The organism is Stenotrophomonas sp. NPDC047960 (assembly GCF_043204395.1).
Lineage (GTDB): Bacteria > Pseudomonadota > Gammaproteobacteria > Xanthomonadales > Xanthomonadaceae > Stenotrophomonas.
On the sequence record NZ_JBIDBX010000007.1, the window covers coordinates 169,367 to 185,101 of the forward strand.

Annotated in this window: 13 protein-coding genes; 2 read left to right on the forward strand and 11 right to left on the reverse strand. The window is 65.6% G+C overall.

The window, feature by feature from the left end; all coding sequences use genetic code 11:
- Positions 1-3: 3 nt before the first annotated feature.
- The 5 genes from ACGFZ3_RS15985 to ACGFZ3_RS16005 all read right to left on the reverse strand — a co-directional run bounded on the left by ACGFZ3_RS15985 (position 4) and on the right by ACGFZ3_RS16005 (position 6,513).
- On the reverse strand, positions 4-990 hold the full coding sequence (locus ACGFZ3_RS15985; protein WP_392923289.1) for an AAA family ATPase: 987 nt from the start codon (positions 988-990) through the stop codon (positions 4-6).
- Positions 991-1,051: 61 nt separating this feature from the next.
- A complete protein-coding gene (locus ACGFZ3_RS15990) occupies positions 1,052-1,753 on the reverse strand; it encodes a DUF4159 domain-containing protein (protein WP_392923292.1) in 702 nt (233 codons plus the stop codon).
- 16 nt (positions 1,754-1,769) lie between these two features.
- Positions 1,770-3,104: a TldD/PmbA family protein gene (locus tag ACGFZ3_RS15995; protein ID WP_392923295.1), complete on the reverse strand. Its 1,335-nt coding sequence runs from the start codon at positions 3,102-3,104 to the stop codon at positions 1,770-1,772.
- A gap of 21 nt (positions 3,105-3,125) precedes the next feature.
- Positions 3,126-4,760, reverse strand: coding sequence for a TldD/PmbA family protein (locus ACGFZ3_RS16000; protein ID WP_392923298.1), 1,635 nt, complete (start codon positions 4,758-4,760; stop codon positions 3,126-3,128).
- Between the two features lie 124 nt (positions 4,761-4,884).
- A complete protein-coding gene (locus ACGFZ3_RS16005; RefSeq protein ID WP_392923301.1) occupies positions 4,885-6,513 on the reverse strand; it encodes a TldD/PmbA family protein in 1,629 nt (542 codons plus the stop codon).
- Positions 6,514-6,627: 114 nt separating this feature from the next.
- On the opposite strand from ACGFZ3_RS16005, the gene ACGFZ3_RS16010 reads away from it, so the two are divergent.
- Positions 6,628-7,245 carry a DUF938 domain-containing protein gene (locus ACGFZ3_RS16010; protein ID WP_392923304.1) on the forward strand — a complete coding sequence of 206 codons (618 nt, stop codon included), beginning with the start codon at positions 6,628-6,630 and terminating at the stop codon, positions 7,243-7,245.
- Between the two features lie 49 nt (positions 7,246-7,294).
- On the opposite strand, the gene ACGFZ3_RS16015 is transcribed toward ACGFZ3_RS16010, so the two are convergent.
- The 6 genes from ACGFZ3_RS16015 to ACGFZ3_RS16040 form a co-directional block, all read right to left on the reverse strand.
- The gene (locus ACGFZ3_RS16015) at positions 7,295-8,923 is read right to left on the reverse strand and encodes a phospholipase effector Tle1 domain-containing protein (protein WP_392923307.1); all 1,629 of its coding nucleotides are present in this window, start codon (positions 8,921-8,923) and stop codon (positions 7,295-7,297) included.
- A gap of 17 nt (positions 8,924-8,940) precedes the next feature.
- Positions 8,941-9,858: a hypothetical protein gene (locus ACGFZ3_RS16020; RefSeq protein ID WP_392923310.1), complete on the reverse strand. Its 918-nt coding sequence runs from the start codon at positions 9,856-9,858 to the stop codon at positions 8,941-8,943.
- 114 nt (positions 9,859-9,972) lie between these two features.
- Positions 9,973-10,302 (reverse strand): hypothetical protein, encoded by a 330-nt coding sequence (locus ACGFZ3_RS16025; protein ID WP_392923313.1) that lies wholly within the window; start codon positions 10,300-10,302, stop codon positions 9,973-9,975.
- Positions 10,227-10,646 (reverse strand): HipA domain-containing protein, encoded by a 420-nt coding sequence (locus ACGFZ3_RS16030; protein ID WP_392923597.1) that lies wholly within the window; start codon positions 10,644-10,646, stop codon positions 10,227-10,229. Before ACGFZ3_RS16030 ends, ACGFZ3_RS16025 begins: the two co-directional genes overlap by 76 nt.
- A 140-nt stretch (positions 10,647-10,786) precedes the next feature.
- Positions 10,787-11,038, reverse strand: coding sequence for a HipA N-terminal domain-containing protein (locus ACGFZ3_RS16035; protein ID WP_392923316.1), 252 nt, complete (start codon positions 11,036-11,038; stop codon positions 10,787-10,789).
- A 147-nt stretch (positions 11,039-11,185) separates the two neighbouring features.
- On the reverse strand, positions 11,186-14,884 hold the full coding sequence (locus ACGFZ3_RS16040) for an indolepyruvate ferredoxin oxidoreductase family protein (protein ID WP_392923319.1): 3,699 nt from the start codon (positions 14,882-14,884) through the stop codon (positions 11,186-11,188).
- 160 nt (positions 14,885-15,044) lie between these two features.
- On the opposite strand from ACGFZ3_RS16040, the gene ACGFZ3_RS16045 reads away from it, so the two are divergent.
- Positions 15,045-15,683 carry a tetratricopeptide repeat protein gene (locus ACGFZ3_RS16045; protein WP_392923322.1) on the forward strand — a complete coding sequence of 213 codons (639 nt, stop codon included), beginning with the start codon at positions 15,045-15,047 and terminating at the stop codon, positions 15,681-15,683.
- Positions 15,684-15,735: the final 52 nt, after the last annotated feature.

Consider the following 15,735-nt stretch of genomic DNA (forward strand, 5'->3'; position numbering starts at 1 on the left):
GGCTCAGGCGGGGAAAGGCACGGCCTGCAGCAACGCGGCGATCACATCGTCGGCGCCCTTCTGCTCGGCTTCGGCGGCGAACGAGAGCAGCAGGCGGTGGCGCATCACCGGCGCGATCAGCGCCTGCACATCATCGCGGGTCGCCGCAAAGCGCCCCTGCAGCAATGCGCGCGCCTTGGTCGCCAGCACCAGCGACTGTCCCGCACGCGGGCCTGCGCCCCACTTGATCCAATGGTTGACCGCCTCCGGGGCGCCTGCGCCCGGCCGACTGGCACGGACCAGACGCGTGATCCAGCTCAGCACGTCATCACTGACATGCACCTGGCGCACCGCAGCCTGCAGGGCCAGCACATCCTCGGCGTGCATCACCTTGGGAACGGCGCCACTGCTGCTGCCGGTGGTCTGCACCAGGATGTCGCGCTCTTCCTGCTCGGTGGGGTAATCCACCCGCACGTGCAGCAGGAACCGGTCCAGCTGGGCCTCCGGCAGCGGGTAGGTACCGGCCTGTTCGATCGGGTTCTGCGTGGCCAGCACGAAGAACGGTGCCGGCAGCGCATAGGTGGTGCCGGCGTAGCTGACGGTGCGTTCCTGCATGGCTTCCAGCAGCGCTGCCTGGGTCTTGGGCGGGGTGCGGTTGAGCTCGTCGGCCAGCAGCAGGTGGGTGAAGATCGGCCCCTGCTGGAAGCGGAAATGGCGATGGCCGGTGCCGTGGTCTTCTTCCAGCAGCTCGGTGCCAAGGATGTCGCTGGGCATCAGATCGGGAGTGAACTGCACGCGCCGGAACTGCAGTTCCAGCGCCTGCCCCAGCGAGCGCACCAGCAGGGTCTTGCCCAGCCCCGGCGCGCCTTCCAGCAGCACATGGCCACCGGCAAGCAGGCCGATCAGCAGCTGCTCCACCACATCATGCTGGCCCACCACGGCCTTGCCCAGCGCATCGCGCAGGGGCTGCAGCTTGGAAAGAAGGGCATCAATGGGGCTATCGTTTTGCATGGCACGCTCGCAGCAATGAATGTAGAGCCACGCCCTGCGTGGCTGAAGAAATCAACAAAGCCTAATTGTTCAACGCATACATCACGATGTTCACCGCAAACCGCGTGTTGTCCTCGGCCAGGAACCGTTTGTTGCGCCAGTCGTAGTCCCACTCGCAGCCGTAGTCTTTGTTGCTGTAAAGCACGCCCAGCCGGCCATCGACCTCGATGCCCTTGAGGTAATCGTGCACAAGATCATCGCCCCAGCCATTGAGCTCGAAGCCGGTGGCCGGCGGCCCGTCCGGGAACCTGAAGAAACTTCGATACAGTGCATGGGTGTTGGGCAGCTTCTTCAGCGCGGCAGGTCCGAACAGCTTGGCCATCTGCGCTTCGAACGACTTGGCGAACAACCCGTCGATATCATGGTTGCAGTCATCCACGAACACGAAGCCGCCATTGCGCACGTAGCGCACGAAGTTCTGCCGCTCGGCGGCATTGAACTCCACCAGCTTGTGTCCGGCCAGGTAGCAGAACGGCGCTTCCAGCATACGCGGGTCGGACAGCGCGACCACATGTTCGGTCGGGTCCACCCGCAGCGTGGTGTAGTCGATCAGCGAGGTGATCACGTTGGACGGCATGCGCGCGTCCACGTCCCAGTCGCCGGAGTCGTACTTGAGGCGGGTGAACCAGAAGTCGTACCGCCCGGCCTGCGCGCGGGCGAACGAGGGCAGGGCCGCCAGGGCGGCCCCGCCAAGCATCAACCGCAGGAACTGCGCGCGGTTCATTGCCGCACGCGCGTCATCAGACCGCGTCGGACAGCGACGTGAAGGTGAAATCGCGCAGCTTCATCGGCGGGATCATCATTACGAAGCTGGATTCATCACCGGCCACGCGCACCGGCTTGCCCAGCTCTTCGATGTTGTTGAGCATGATCACCGGCGATTCGTTGAAGCGGAAGTTCTTCACCGGGTATTTGATCTGGCCGTTTTCGATGTAGAAGGTGCCGTCGCGGGTCAGGCCGGTGAGCAGCACGGTCTGCGGGTCGACCATGCGGATGTACCAGGTACGGGTGACCAGGATGCCCTTCTGGGTGCCGCGGACCAGCTCGGCGGTGCTCTTGTCGCCGCCGCTCATCAGCAGGTTGCCCGGGGTGGCGTTGGCGGTCTTGCCCTGCTTCTGCGCCCAGAAACGCGAGTAGTCCAGGTTGGCGACCTTGCCGTTCTCGATGATGGCCAGCTTGCTGCGCGGCAGGCCCTGCTGGTCCCACGGCAGCACCGGTGCCTCGGGGTGCCACGGGTCGGCGTACATGTTCACGCGCGGGTCGTAGACCTGCTCGCCGAGCTTGTTGCCACCGCCCTTCCTGGACAGGAAGCTGCGGCCTTCGTCGGCCGAGCGCGCATCGAAGAAGTTCATCATGAAGCTGATCAGGCCGGCAGCGGCGGCCGGCTCCAGGATCACGGTGTACTTGCCCGGCTCCAGCGCCTTGGCTTCGGACGATTCAGTGGCCTTGCGCATGGCGATGCGCACGTCCTGGTCGGCCTTGAAGTCGACGGCGTCCTTCAGGTTGCGGCCCACCCAGCCCGAACCGCGCCCGTCTTCGGTACGCACGGTGCAGGTGTAGTCGAAGTTGGTGGTGCGCTGGTAGCCGAAATTGCCGTTGCTGTTGGCGGTGGCCTGGAAGCCCTGGCCGTCTTCCAGGAAGCCGGCGGCGATCAGGCCGTTGCCACGGCAGGGCGCGATCGAATCGGCAGCGACCTTGGCGCGGAAGGCCGGGTCGATGGCGGCGGTGGATTCGCTGAAGGTCGGGCTGGCGGTGTAGGTCTGCTTGCCGATGGCGGGCAGGAACTCCGGGTTTTCCGGGGCCAGGCGGGCCAGGTCTTCGGCGCGGCGGACCACGCGTTCCAGCGCGGCGTCGTCGAACTCGTTGATCGAGGCGGTGCCCACGCGTTTGCCGAAGGCCACGGTGACGGCCAGTTCGGTGTTGTCGACGATGCCGCTGGTGGAGACGTTGTTGAGCGCGAAACGGATGTTGCCGTTGATCGAGCCGGCCAGCACCGCAGTGGTCTCATCGGCCTTGGACAGCGCGATGACCTTGTCGAGGATGGCCTTGGCCTGGGCTTCGGTGAAGATACTCATGGAATAAGGGCTCCTGACCGGTCAGCCGAGGCTGCGCGCGGTGTTGATGACGTTGATGCCGTTGAAGCGCGCGGTGGACGAACCGTGCGAGACCGCCGAGACCTGGCCCGGCTGGCCCTTGCCGTCGAAGAACGAACCGCCCAGGCGGTAATCGCGTTCATCGGCCACTGCGCTGCAGGCGTTCCAGAACTCCGGCGTGCGGATCTGGTAGGCCACGTCTTCAAGCATGCGGGTGATCTGGCCGTTCCTGATTTCATAGAACAGCTGGCCGCCGAACTGCGCGTTGTAGCGCTGCTGGTCGATGGAGAACGAGCCGTCGCCGATGATGTAGATGCCGTTCTCGACATCCTTGACCAGGTCGCTCACGCTCAGCGGGGTCTTGCCCGGCGCCATCGACACGTTCGCCATGCGCTGGAACTGCACGCTGGACCAGGAATCGGCATAGCAGCAGCCGTCCGACTCGGTCTTGCCCAGGATGTGGGCCTGGTCGCGGATCGTCTGGTAATCCACCAGCTTGCCGTTGCTGATCAGGTCCCAGCGCTTGGTCTTGACGCCTTCATCGTCGTAGGCCACCGCGCCGAGGCTGCCGGGCTGGGTCTTGTCGGCGAAGATGTTGACCAGGTCGCTGCCGTACTGGAAGTGCTGTTCGCGCTTGTCCAGGGTGGCGAAGCTGGTGCCGGCGTAGTTCGCCTCGTAGCCCAGCACGCGGTCCAGTTCCAGCGGGTGGCCGACCGATTCGTGGATGGTCAGCCAGGTGTGCGAGGGGTCCAGCACCAGGTCGTACTTGCCCGGCTTGACCGACGGCGCCTTCAGCTTCTCCTGCGCCTGCTTGGCCGCCGCGATGGCGTCTTCCTTCATGTCGTAGGACGCGCCGTAGTTGACCACGCCGTTCGGCGTGAGCACCTTGCCGCTCGCGGCGCCATCCAGGTACTCGTAGCCCATGCCCATCGGCGCGGACAGGCCTTCGCGGGTGCGGAACTTGCCGCTGGCCTTGTCGATGGCGGTGACCGTCATCGGCGCCCAGATGCGGTGCACGTCCTGGTCGATGTAGGAGCCATCGGTGGAGGCGAAGTACTTCTGCTCGTTGACCAGGAACAGCATCGAATTGACGAAGCTGGCGCCCGCGCCCATCGCCGCGGCGTTGACGTCCAGCAGCAGCTCGACCTTTTCCTTGATCGGCACCTCCATCGCGTTCTTGCGGATCGGGGTCTTCCAGCTCACCTCGCCCACGCCGGGCGTGGCGGCCAGCTGCACCTTGGCGGTCTGCACGCCGGCGTTGGCCTTGGCGATGGCCACCGCCTGCTGCGCGGCACGCGCCACGTCGGTGGGGTTGAGCTGGTTGGTGGCGGCAAAGCCCCACGCGCCATTGACGATCACGCGGATGCCCACACCGGTGGATTCGGTGTTCACCACGTTCTGCACCTTGTCTTCGCGGGTGATCACGAACTGGCGCAGGTAACGGCCGATACGCACATCGGAGTAGGTGGCGCCGGCCTGGCGGGCGGCGGCCAGCGCCGCATCGGCCAGGCGCTTCTTCAGCGCCGGGTCCAGGGTGCTGTGCAGCTGCTCGGCGGCAATCACCTTGCCGAAGAACGCCGGCACGATCAGGCCGCCAGCGGTAAGCCCGGTCAGGGCGAGGAAGTCACGTCTTTGCAAGGCAGCTCTCCACGTCGGTGTGGGGGTGGCAGGAACAAGGCGGGATCACGGGTACAGCGGTGCATCGATTCTTGCGGGCGCGGCGGTCCAACGGTAGTGACGTTTGGCACGGTGGCCGGGCGGCTCAGCCCAGGCTGCGTGCGGTGTTGATGATGTTGATGCCATCGAAGCGCGTGGTCGCCGAGCCGTGCGACACCGCCGAGACCTGGCCGGGCTGGCCCTTGCCATCGAAGAACGAACCGCCGAAGCGGAAATCGCGCTCGTCGCAGATCGCGCTGCAGGCGTTCCAGAACTCCGGCGTGCGGATCTGGTAGGCCGCGTCTTCGACCATCCCGGCAATCTGCCCGTTCTTGATCTGGAAGTAGAGCTGCCCGCCGAACTGCGCGTTGAAGCGCTGCTGGTCGATGGAATACGAGCCGCGGCCGTGGATGTAGATGCCGTTCTCCACGTCCTTGACCATGTCGGCCACGCTCAGCGGGGTCTTGCCCGGTGCCAGCGACACGTTGGCCATGCGCTGGAACTGCACGCTGGACCAGGAATCGGCGTAACTGCAGCCGTGCGACTCGGTTTCGCCCAACAGGTGCACTTCATCGCGGGTGGCCTGGTAGTTGACCAGGATGCCGTCCTTGACCAGGTCCCAGCGCTTGGTCTTGACCCCTTCGTCGTCGTAGCCCACCGCGCCCAGGCTGCCCGGGGCGGTCTTGTCGGCGAAGAAGTTGACCCGCTCGCTGCCCCAGCGGTAGCCGGCATCGCGCTTGTCCAGCGTGGCGAAGCTGGTACCGGCGTAGTTGGCCTCGTAGCCGAGCACGCGGTCCAGCTCCAGCGGGTGGCCGACGTTCTCATGGATGGTCAGGAACAGGTTGGACGGGTCCAGCACCAGGTCGTACTTGCCCGGCTTGACCGAGGGAGCCTTCAACTTCTCGCGGGCGTGGCGGGCGGCGGCGATGGCATCTTCGACCGGATCGTAGGAGTCACGATAGGCAGTGATGCCGTCCGGCAGCTGGATCTTGCCGCTGGCCTGGCCATCGAGGAATTCGTAGCCCATGCCCATTGGCGAGGACAGACCGGCGCGGGTGCGGAACTTGCCGGTGCTCTTGTCGATGGCGGTGGCGGTGAACGGCAGCCAGATCCGGTGCACGTCCTGGTCGATGAAGGAGCCATCGCTGGAGGCGAAGTACTTCTGCTCGTTGACCAGGAACAGGGTGGAGTTGATGAAGTCGGCACCGGCGTTGATCGCGGCCGCATTCAGGCTGAGCAGCAGCTCGACCTTCTCCTGGATCGGCACCGCCATGGCGTTCTTGCGGATCGGCGTCTTCCAGCTCACATCGCCCACCCCGGTAACGGGGGCCAGCTGTACCGGCCGGGTCTGTATGGTGGCGTTGGCGCGGGCAATGGCGGCCGCCCGCTCCACCGCGGCCAGGATCGCGGCCGGGGTCTGCTGGTGGGTGGCGGCAAAGCCCCAGGCACCGTTGACGATCACCCGGATGCCGATCCCGGAGGATTCGCTGTTGGTGACATTCTGCACCCGCGCTTCGCGGGTGATCACTGCCTGGTTGAGGTAGCGGCCGATGCGCACGTCGCAGTAGCTGGCCCCGGCCCGTTTGGCCGCGGCGAGGGCGGCTTCGGACAGCGCCTTGTTGCGGACCACGTTGCCGGGCTCAAGCAGCTGCTCGGCGGCGATCAGGCGGGAGTGCGGCAACATCAGGCCGGCGAGGCCCACTCCAGACAGCGTCAGAAACTCACGGCGTTGCACAGCTTGCGATTCCCCGGGGTCGGTCAAGCCTCCGACTTTCGGTGGCCGCCGCCAGTGGCACAAGTGACTGCGGTCATGGTTGGATGTGCACTGTCATCACTTTTTTGCATGGTTATGAGCCAACAACGCTGGTCCGAGGCCTGTGAGCGCAACCGCGACCCGATCCTGGCCGTGCTGCGCCGCCATCTGCACGACCGCCACCGCGTGCTGGAGATTGGCAGCGGTACCGGCCAGCATGCTGAATACTTCGCCGCCCAGCTGCCACACCTGATGTGGCAGGCCAGCGATCATCCCGACTACCTGCCGGGCATTACCGAGCGCCTTGCCGAGGCGGGGCTGCCCAACGCACCGGCGCCGTGGCCGCTGCAGGCGGTGCTTGCGCCGGTCCCTGGCCTGGCCCCGCTGCCGGAGGGCCCGCTGGGCTTCGATGCGGTGTTCAGCGCCAACACCCTGCACATCATGAGCTGGCCGCATGTACAGGCACTCTTCGCCGGGCTGCCGGCGGTGATGGCCGACGATGCGCTGCTGTGCGTGTATGGCCCATTCAATTACAACGGCAACTACAGCAGCGACAGCAACCGGCAGTTTGATGCATGGCTGAAGGCGCGCGACCCGGAATCAGGCATCCGGGATGCCGAGGCGGTGGATGCATTGGCCGCCGCGCAGGGGTTGACGCTGGTGGAAGACGTGGCGATGCCGGCCAACAACCGATTGCGTATCTGGCGGCGGTGACAGGTGGGGCGGGCCCGCCGCGGACACGCGTGGCGTGTCCCTACGCCGGTTACCGCGCAAACCCACCCAGCGCAGGCTCCTGGGCCTGCTGCGGACCGACGTGCTGCAACTGCCACGCCTGCTGCTCGATCTCACTGGCGGCAGCCTCCCGCTTCTGGTCCGACACCGCCACCGGCGTCTGTTTGGCCAGCTCGATATCAAACGGCACCCGCTGCTGGTCATGCGGTCCGCTCCCATGCTGGACGAGGAAGGCGTAGCCCTTCGACCCAAACACAACCTCATCGACACGGGAGATCTCGCTCCCCTGCAGCGGGCCGGTGACGCTGCCGGGGTACAACGCCCGGTGCGTTTCCCGGTTGTCCATCGCGCAGCCCAGCGCCGAGTGGCAGAACTGTTCCCGTTCCAGCCCGTTCGCGAAGCTTACCTGCCCCTTGTCCTCGGCGGCCTGCACGCCTTCGCGGATGCGGGCCAGCGTCGGGTTGTCCGCGTTCGTGGGAACGTCCGGCACCCTCCGCTGATCGCGCTGCGCCGCCAGCGCCACCAGGGCCTGCAGCTGCGCTTGCTCCACCGGATCGGGCTGGATGGAGCGGTGTTCGAACCGTGCCGCCAGCGCCTGGTCAATCGGCTCGGAGTCGTTGCACGGGTCGACGATCTTGCAGTTGGCCAGCGCCTCGCGCAGATTCCGCTGGCCATCGCCGTCGATCTTCAGCCCGTACAACGCAGTCGCGCCGCCGGCCTGGTACAGCGTCATCGTATCCAGGTCCATCGGCACGGCGCGCTTCTCGAACAGTGGCTGGTCGCGCAACGTGTTCAGATAGTCGATGGCAGCGTTGCCGGTCAGGATCTCCAGGCCTGCATCGCGGTTCCCGCCGCCCACGTTGGAATGGCCACCGGGCGCGGCTACATTGATCGCACGCCCATCCGGCGTAATCCCGGGATCGTTGATGGCCTGGTGCGGAAACAGCTCGCGCCGCTCGTGAGCGGCCATGATCGCCACGCGCGAGATCACGCTCGGTGGCAGCCGGGCGTCGTAGTTGGCGGGCATGTTGGTTGCCACCGGATCCAGCAGCAGGGTGGCCTGTGCGGTCTGGCCTGGCGGTACCAGCGGTGGTAATGGGCTGATGACGCTGATGTTGCCGTTCTTGTCATGGCCGAACCCGAGGCCTTCTTCAGGAACGATGCCGTACTCATCAATCAACCGGAGCAGGCCGGCTGTCTGTACCGCGCCGCGACTGTAGCCGATGCCAACGACCCGGATTTCTGCCTCGGGGTTGGCATCCTTCCAGATACTCACCTGCTCGGCGAGCTCTCGGTAAGAGCGTGTTATTCCATCTTCCCAAGAGCGCGCAAGCATGCCGTCAACGGCACGGCTCACTGCGTTGTGTTGGGTGCCGATGCCCGCAGCATAGTGGGTACCGATCCGACTCTGTGGATCCTTAGAGAGCTCAAATGCCTGGCCATACAACTCGCCTACAGTCGTGCTCGGGCCGAGCTTGGGGTTCCTGGCGTCTTGACCCGTTCCATCCAGAAATGCGAAGAACACATACTCGTTCGCAGTGTCGCCGCGTTGAAGCATCGGCACCGACATTCGTTGTAGCTGGTGGCGCACATCGAGCTCCATCCGCAGGTCATCTGCGCTAACGGGTCGACCGCCCGCGTTGGAACCAATCTTGCCCATGGCAATGCTCCCTTTGCTCAATAGGTATAAGTTTTCACCAGCACAAGATCACGGCGCGAAGTGCTGTAGCGATTTCCAGGATCCTGAAGATGCTTCGTTGGAATCGAGGCCTTCATGTACACGCGAATGGTGCGGTCATTGACCTCCAGCAGGATGGAAGGAACACTTTCGTTCTTTCCATTGGGGAGATCAGCGGCTTCTTCACGCGGGACGAAGTGGTGAACCAGTTCGTCTTTGAAGATGGCCCCGATATCAACCTCGGCTTCGTGCAATGTTCCGTCCTTCGACCTCCAGGTGACCTTTGCTGGCGAAACGAAGTTAGGGACAGCTCCGTAGCTCCCGTTCCATCCCTTGAGGTAATCGTCACCGTACGACGCAGAAGACTTGGTCGGCTTGTCACGGCCAAAGGCGAAGCCGTCATAAACAACCTGGCATTCCAGCGTGTCGTAGCAGCGCGGCTCGAAGCTATGCTTCTCAAACCGCAACGGCCATTCCACCGGCCTGTAGTTCATCTTCGCCGCGATGGCAGGATCACCTTCGGGCACCAACTCACCGCTGGTCAGTACCGGCGTCTCAGGATAGGTATAGCGGGCAGCGGACACCGGCACGTTCTCCTGCATCTGTGTGGCCGTGGGCGTTGCCGCCCCGGGCGTGGCGCAGGCGGCCAGCGCCAGGCTGGCGACGGCGACAACCTGCATGGGGATCTTCGGCATCGCACTTTCCTCATCATCGCGCCCGGTGGGCATCGGTGTTTCCGGCAACAGCGGAAGCGGCCTGCGTTTGCGCAGGATCGGTAAGCCACCCGATGGCAACGGCCCGAGCGCTTCTGTCGTCTGTGTGTTGATGATCGCCACGTCGCGCAGCAGCTGGGCGTCGTGGAAGGGGTCCTTAACCCTCAGTACCCGGGGCCCGCGCAGTTTCCTGTCGTCGTCCATCGCCCGCCTCCGATCGTCCCTGTCGTCGCCCGATCATAGACGAGCCTGCGGGTGCCGGTGTTCCTGGCTGACGTATTCGAGCTCATGTGCCCCTGCGCGTGGCGGCACGGGTGATCAGCTTTCGCTGGAAAATTTGGCCAGGCAGCGCAGGCAGCTGGAGGCGATCTCCTGGACCAGTGTTTCCAGAATGGGATGTTCGATACCCTCGTCTTCCAACTGCAGGCGCTGCTCCTCGGCCACGAGGGGAAGTTCGAGCGCCATGCCGGCCAGCATCTCCATCGCCATGGCGGGGGCGAGGCGCATGGCCGTGGCGGTAGCCTGCCAATCGCGCAGCGTGATGTCCCACCAGCGATAGTGGCTGCCGACTTTCATGGCGAGCTTGATCTTGCGCTTCTGCAGCTGCGGGTAGGGCAGTGCGCTGGAAATGTCGTAAAGCGGCGCCAAGCGGACCTGCTCGCTGTCCACAAGCAGCGAATAGTTCTTGGCGTGTGCATCGGTCCCGCGCCCGGTCCGCCCTGGTTCTGGTATTTGATCTGCGGCATGACGCCCAGCGCCTGGCAGAAGTCCTCCTGGTGGATGCGGATCCATCCGTCGGCGGTACGTTTGCGGTCATAGCGTTCCACACAGATGGCGGATTCTCCGTCCATCTCGATCTTCTCGGAGAATGCCGCCGGCATGCCCATCGCGCGGGCAAGGCGAAGGCAGAACATTTCGTTCTCGACGAAGCCGTTGTAGTCACTGCCGGGTGGCTTGAGGATGTGCGTTGTGGGAATGCGTCCGCTGGGCACCGCCCAGCCGTCATCCGTTCTCAGCAGTGCAATCTTGGCCTGCGCGCCGGCGAGACTGAACTGGCCAATATCCCCAAGCCAGCGCCCACTGCCGACATCGCGCCGGACCTGCGAAAGGCGCGCGGCAACCTGCGCATTGCTCAGGGCCTCGATGCCATCGGCCTCGCCTGCGATGACCGCTTCAACGCGTTCGGACGCAACGAACTGGACGGCGTCCGCGCCGCCACTGCGCCGGGCGCGTGGGTGGCTGCGCTGAGTGACAGGCACAGCGACAGCGGGAAGGCGCCGGCCGCGTTCTGCCATGCCGGGGTGTACGCGAAGTGCGGGTTGCCGTGTGCATCCTGACGCAACGTGCCCATGGGTACACCCTGCATCAGCACGTGGAGGCTCATTTCGGTTTCCGATGCTTGCCGGCGTACGACTGGGGCGCTTCATGGAAGTCACCGAACGACGACATTTTATGAATGTTGGCGCTCGGTGACTTTGACTCCAGGGGGTCGATTGCCGAGGGCAACCCATGGATTGCCTTCGGTAGCGGGCTACGCCACCTGCACGATATGCAGCGCCTTCGGGTTGCGCCACTGCGCCAGCAGCACCGCTTCCCGCGCCTTGGCCTTCTGCAGGTGCGCTTCCTTTACATGCCCGTAGCCGCGGATGTGCTCGGGAATGCTGGCAATTTCCACCGCCAGGGCCACGCGCTCATCGCTCAACCCGTCCAGCAGCAGTGCCACGGTCTGTTCGTAGTCGGCAATCAGCTGGCGCTCGCCACGGCGTTCTTCGGTGCGGCCGAAGATGTCGAAGGTGCCCCCACGCAGGAACTTGAGCTTGGCCAGCAGGCCGAACGCCTTGAGCATCCACGGGCCGTATTCCTGCTTGATCAGGCGGCCCTGTTCGTCCTTCTTCGCAAACAGCGGCGGGGCCAGGTGGAAGCGCACTTCGAAATCGCCTTCGAACTGCTGCTGCAGGCGGCGCTGGAATTCGCCGCTGGTGTACAGGCGTGCCACTTCATACTCGTCCTTGTAGGCCATGAGCTTGAAGTAGTAACGCGCCACGGTCTCGGTCAGCGCGGTGCTGCCGGCCTTGTCCCACTCTGCCGTGCGCACGCGGTCGACCAGCGTGCGGTAGCGCGCGGCATAGGCCGCATCCTGGTAGTCGGTGAGGAAGCGCACACGGCGTTCCACCAGCTCATCCAGTGAACGCGACAGGCGCTCGTCATCCAGCGGCAGGAACGCCACGTCGCTGCCGCCGCCATGCCCGGGAAGGCCACGCAGTTCGCGTTCGTCGCCGGTTTCGCGCGGTGCCGCGGTGGCGCCCCATTCGTTGCCTTCCCATTCGCCCGGCGGGAGATCATGCAGCGGACCCGGGGTGCGCTCGGCATCGGTATGGCCGTTGCGGACCAACCCTGCGGCCTGCTGCACCGCCTGCGGATCCACCGCGGCCAGCCGGCCCCAGGCGAACGCCTGCTGGTTCATCGCCACCGCCGCGCCATTGAGCTCGACCGCGCGCATCAGCGCTTCGAAGGAAATCGGGACCAGGCCCTGCTGCCAGGCGTAGCCCAGGATGAACAGGTTGGAAGCAATCGCATCGCCCAGCAGCGCGGTGGCCAGCTGGGTGGCATCCAGCAGCAGCGGCTCGCGGCCGCCCAGCGCCACGCGGATACCGGCAATGATGTCGGCAGACGGGAACTGCATGTCCGGGCGGGTGGTGAAGGTGCCCGGCATCGCTTCATAGGTGTTGAGCACCACCTGCGAGCGTTCGGCGCGCACCTTCGACAGCGCCCAGTAATCGTTCACCACCACCATGTCGCAGCCCACCACCAGGTCGGCTTCACCTGCGGCGATGCGTACCGCATGGATGTCTTCGGGGCGCTTGGCAATGCGGATATGGGTGGTCACCGCACCGCCCTTCTGGGCCAGGCCGGTCTGGTCGAGCACGCTGGCGCCCTTGCCTTCGAGGTGCCCGGCCATGCCGAGCAACGCACCGATGGTCACCACGCCGGTGCCGCCGACGCCGGTGATCAGGATGTTCCAGGGCTGCTCGAGCGTGCTGCGGAAGGTCGGTGCGGGCAGGTTGTCGAGCAGGCTGCTGCGCTCGCTGCGCGAGCCCTTGCGCAGCGTGCCGCCGTGCACGGTGACGAAGCTGGGGCAGAAACCGGTGGTGCAGGAATAGTCCTTGTTGCAGTTGGACTGGTCGATATCGCGCTTGCGCCCGAACTCGGTTTCCTTTGGCAGCACCGACACGCAGAAGCTCTTCTGGCCGCAATCGCCGCAGCCTTCGCAGACCAGCGAATTGACCACCACGCGCTTGGGCGGGTCGACCAGCTTGCCGCGCTTGCGGCGGCGGCGCTTTTCGGTGGCGCAGGTCTGTTCGTAGATCAGGATGCTGGTGCCCTTTACCTCGCGCAGCTTCTTCTGCACGGCATCCAGCTCGGCGCGGTCATGGAATTCCACGCCCTCCGGGAACAGCTCGCGCTTGTTCCACTTGCCGATCTCATCGCTCACCAGCACGATCGTCTGCACGCCTTCGGCGCGCATCTGGTGGGCGATCTGCGGCACGGTGAGGGTGCCGTCCACAGGCTGGCCGCCGGTCATCGCCACCGCATCGTTGTAGAGGATCTTGTAGGTGATGTTGACCCCGGCAGCGATGGCCTGGCGGATCGCCAGCGAGCCACTGTGGAAATAGGTGCCATCGCCCAGGTTCTGGAACACGTGTTCGGTGTCGGTGAACGCAGCCTGCCCGGCCCAGGTCACGCCTTCGCCACCCATGTGGGTGAAGGTATCGGTGCTGCGGTCCATCCAGGTGACCATGTAATGGCAACCGATGCCGCCCAGTGCGCGCGAGCCTTCCGGCACGCGGGTGGAGGTGTTGTGCGGGCAACCCGAGCAGTAGTGCGGCACGCGCGGGAAACTGGCGCGCGGCAGTGCCAGTTCGGCTTCCTTGGCATCCATCCAGCGCAGGCGCTGTTCGATGGAGTCATTGGTGAAGAAACGCTGGATGCGCCGGCCGATCACGCCGGCAATGGTGGCCGGGGTCAGTTCATTGGTGGACGGCAGGATCCACGTGCCCTGTTCGTCGTACTTGCCCACGATCGACGGGCGCGGACCGGCGCTGGCCGGCCAGTTGTAGAACTGTTCCTTCATCTGCCGCTCGATGAAGGCCCGCTTCTCCTCCACCACCACGATGTCTTCCAGGCCCTGGGCGAAGCGCGCGATGCCTTCCGGCTCCAACGGCCAGGTCATGCCGACCTTGTACACGCGGATGCCGATGTCGGCGCAGGCGCGCTCGTCCAGGCCCAGGTATTCCAGAGCCTGCAGCACGTCCAGGTAGCTCTTGCCGGTGGTGACGATGCCCAGCCGCGCGCGCGGCGAATCCATCACCACCCGATCGATGCCGTTGGCCCGCGCGAACGCCTGGGCGGCCTTGACCGCATAGCGGTGCAGGCGCATTTCCTGGTCCAGCGGCGGGTCCGGCCAGCGGATGTTGAGCCCGCCGGCGGGCATCTCGAAGTCTTCGGGCAGTACGATCCGGCGCGCGAACGGGTCCACCTGCACCGACGCGGACGATTCCACCGTTTCGGCGATGGTCTTGAAGCCGATCCAGCGCCCGGTATAGCGGCTCATGGCCCAGCCCAGCAGGCCCATGTCCAGGATGTCCTGCACGCCGGCCGGATTGAGCACCGGCATCATCGCGCTGACGAATTCATCTTCGCTGCCGTGCGGCAGGGTGGAGCTGCGGCAGGCATGGTCGTCGGCGGCCAGCGCCAGCACGCCGCCGTGCACGGAGGTGCCGGCGGCGTTGGCATGCTTGAACACATCGCCGCAGCGGTCCACGCCCGGGCCCTTGCCATACCACATGCCGTATACGCCCTGGACCCTGGCGCCGGGAAACAGGTTGGTCTGCTGGGTGCCCCAGACCATGGTCGCGCCCAGGTCCTCGTTGAGGCCGGGGGTGAACTTCACCCGCGCCGCGTCCAGGTGCTGGCGGGCGCGCCACAGTTCCAGGTCGAAGCCGCCCAGCGGGCTGCCGCGGTAGCCGCTGATGAAGCCGGCAGTGTCCAGCCCGGCCGCCTGGTCGCGCAGCTGCTGCATCAGCGGCAGGCGTACCAGCGCCTGCACCCCGCTCAGGTAGATGCGACCGTCGGTACGGGTGTACTTGTGGTCCAGCGTGTAGCTGTCGTCCAGCGGCCCGGCAGGCAGGTTGGCGGACGAAGGCGAGGTGAGTTCGGCGGTACTGGTCATGGCTGGCCCGTGCTGACGGCTGGCACGGCCACCGCGAGGGCGGCCGGAAAGGGCGGAATTGTATCAGCCGGGCATTTTCTGGCCTTCGGGACTCGCACCCGGGCCGGGCTGCGGTTAGGATCGGGGAGGGAGGTTGTTGTGACAACCTGGGGGAGTTTGTATGGCAGTGGCAAGAAAGATGCTGACCGGCATGGTGCTGGCGGCGGGGATGACCGTGTTCGGGGCGGCAGCGCAATCGTTGCCGGCATTGCAGGAGTTCTACTTCGACGACGACGTGGCTGCGGTCACGCCGGTGGTCGTGCCGGCCGACAGCAGCGATGTCGTCGACCAGCTGATGAAACAACGCGAACGGGGCCGCAAGGCACTGGAAGCCACCGTGCAGCTGGCCAGCGTGGCCTATGCACAGGGCCGCCCGGAGCTGGGCCGCGAGCTGTATGCCGATGCGGAAAAGAACGCGCCGGGCACCTCGGTGCCGGGTCGCATGGTGCGCTGGAACCATGGCTGGGATCTGTTCCGCCAAGGTGACGCCGAGGCGGCCCTGGTGCAGTGGCACAGCGCCCAGCAGGGCCTTCGCGGCAACGCATCGTGGGTGCCGCCGACCTACGCGCTGGCGTTGTGGACGCTGGGTCGCAAGGACGAAGCGGTGAAGTGGTATGCCGCCGCCGTGCGCACCGAGCCGCAGCGTTGGACCACCAGCGACGGCTACGCGCAGGCGCTGCCGAACTGGCGCGACAGTGAACGTGCCACCTTGGCCGAAGTGCAGCAGGCGTGGGCGGCGCACCCGCCGGCCTGGCCGTAACACCCGCAGGTCATGCCGGCTTCGACCATGGTCGAAGCCGGTCGCCGCACCG

What these genes read in the sequence shown, in the direction of transcription:
- ACGFZ3_RS15985 (WP_392923289.1), bottom strand. Translation starts at nt 990, where the DNA reads ATGCAAAACGATAGCCCCATTGATGCCCTTCTTTCCAAGCTGCAGCCC.
- ACGFZ3_RS15990 (WP_392923292.1), bottom strand. Translation starts at nt 1,753, where the DNA reads ATGAACCGCGCGCAGTTCCTGCGGTTGATGCTTGGCGGGGCCGCCCTG.
- ACGFZ3_RS15995 (WP_392923295.1), bottom strand. Translation starts at nt 3,104, where the DNA reads ATGAGTATCTTCACCGAAGCCCAGGCCAAGGCCATCCTCGACAAGGTC.
- ACGFZ3_RS16010 (WP_392923304.1), top strand. Translation starts at nt 6,628, where the DNA reads ATGAGCCAACAACGCTGGTCCGAGGCCTGTGAGCGCAACCGCGACCCG.
- ACGFZ3_RS16015 (WP_392923307.1), bottom strand. Translation starts at nt 8,923, where the DNA reads ATGGGCAAGATTGGTTCCAACGCGGGCGGTCGACCCGTTAGCGCAGAT.
- ACGFZ3_RS16020 (WP_392923310.1), bottom strand. Translation starts at nt 9,858, where the DNA reads ATGGACGACGACAGGAAACTGCGCGGGCCCCGGGTACTGAGGGTTAAG.
- ACGFZ3_RS16035 (WP_392923316.1), bottom strand. Translation starts at nt 11,038, where the DNA reads ATGAGCCTCCACGTGCTGATGCAGGGTGTACCCATGGGCACGTTGCGT.
- ACGFZ3_RS16040 (WP_392923319.1), bottom strand. Translation starts at nt 14,884, where the DNA reads ATGACCAGTACCGCCGAACTCACCTCGCCTTCGTCCGCCAACCTGCCT.
- ACGFZ3_RS16045 (WP_392923322.1), top strand. Translation starts at nt 15,045, where the DNA reads ATGGCAGTGGCAAGAAAGATGCTGACCGGCATGGTGCTGGCGGCGGGG.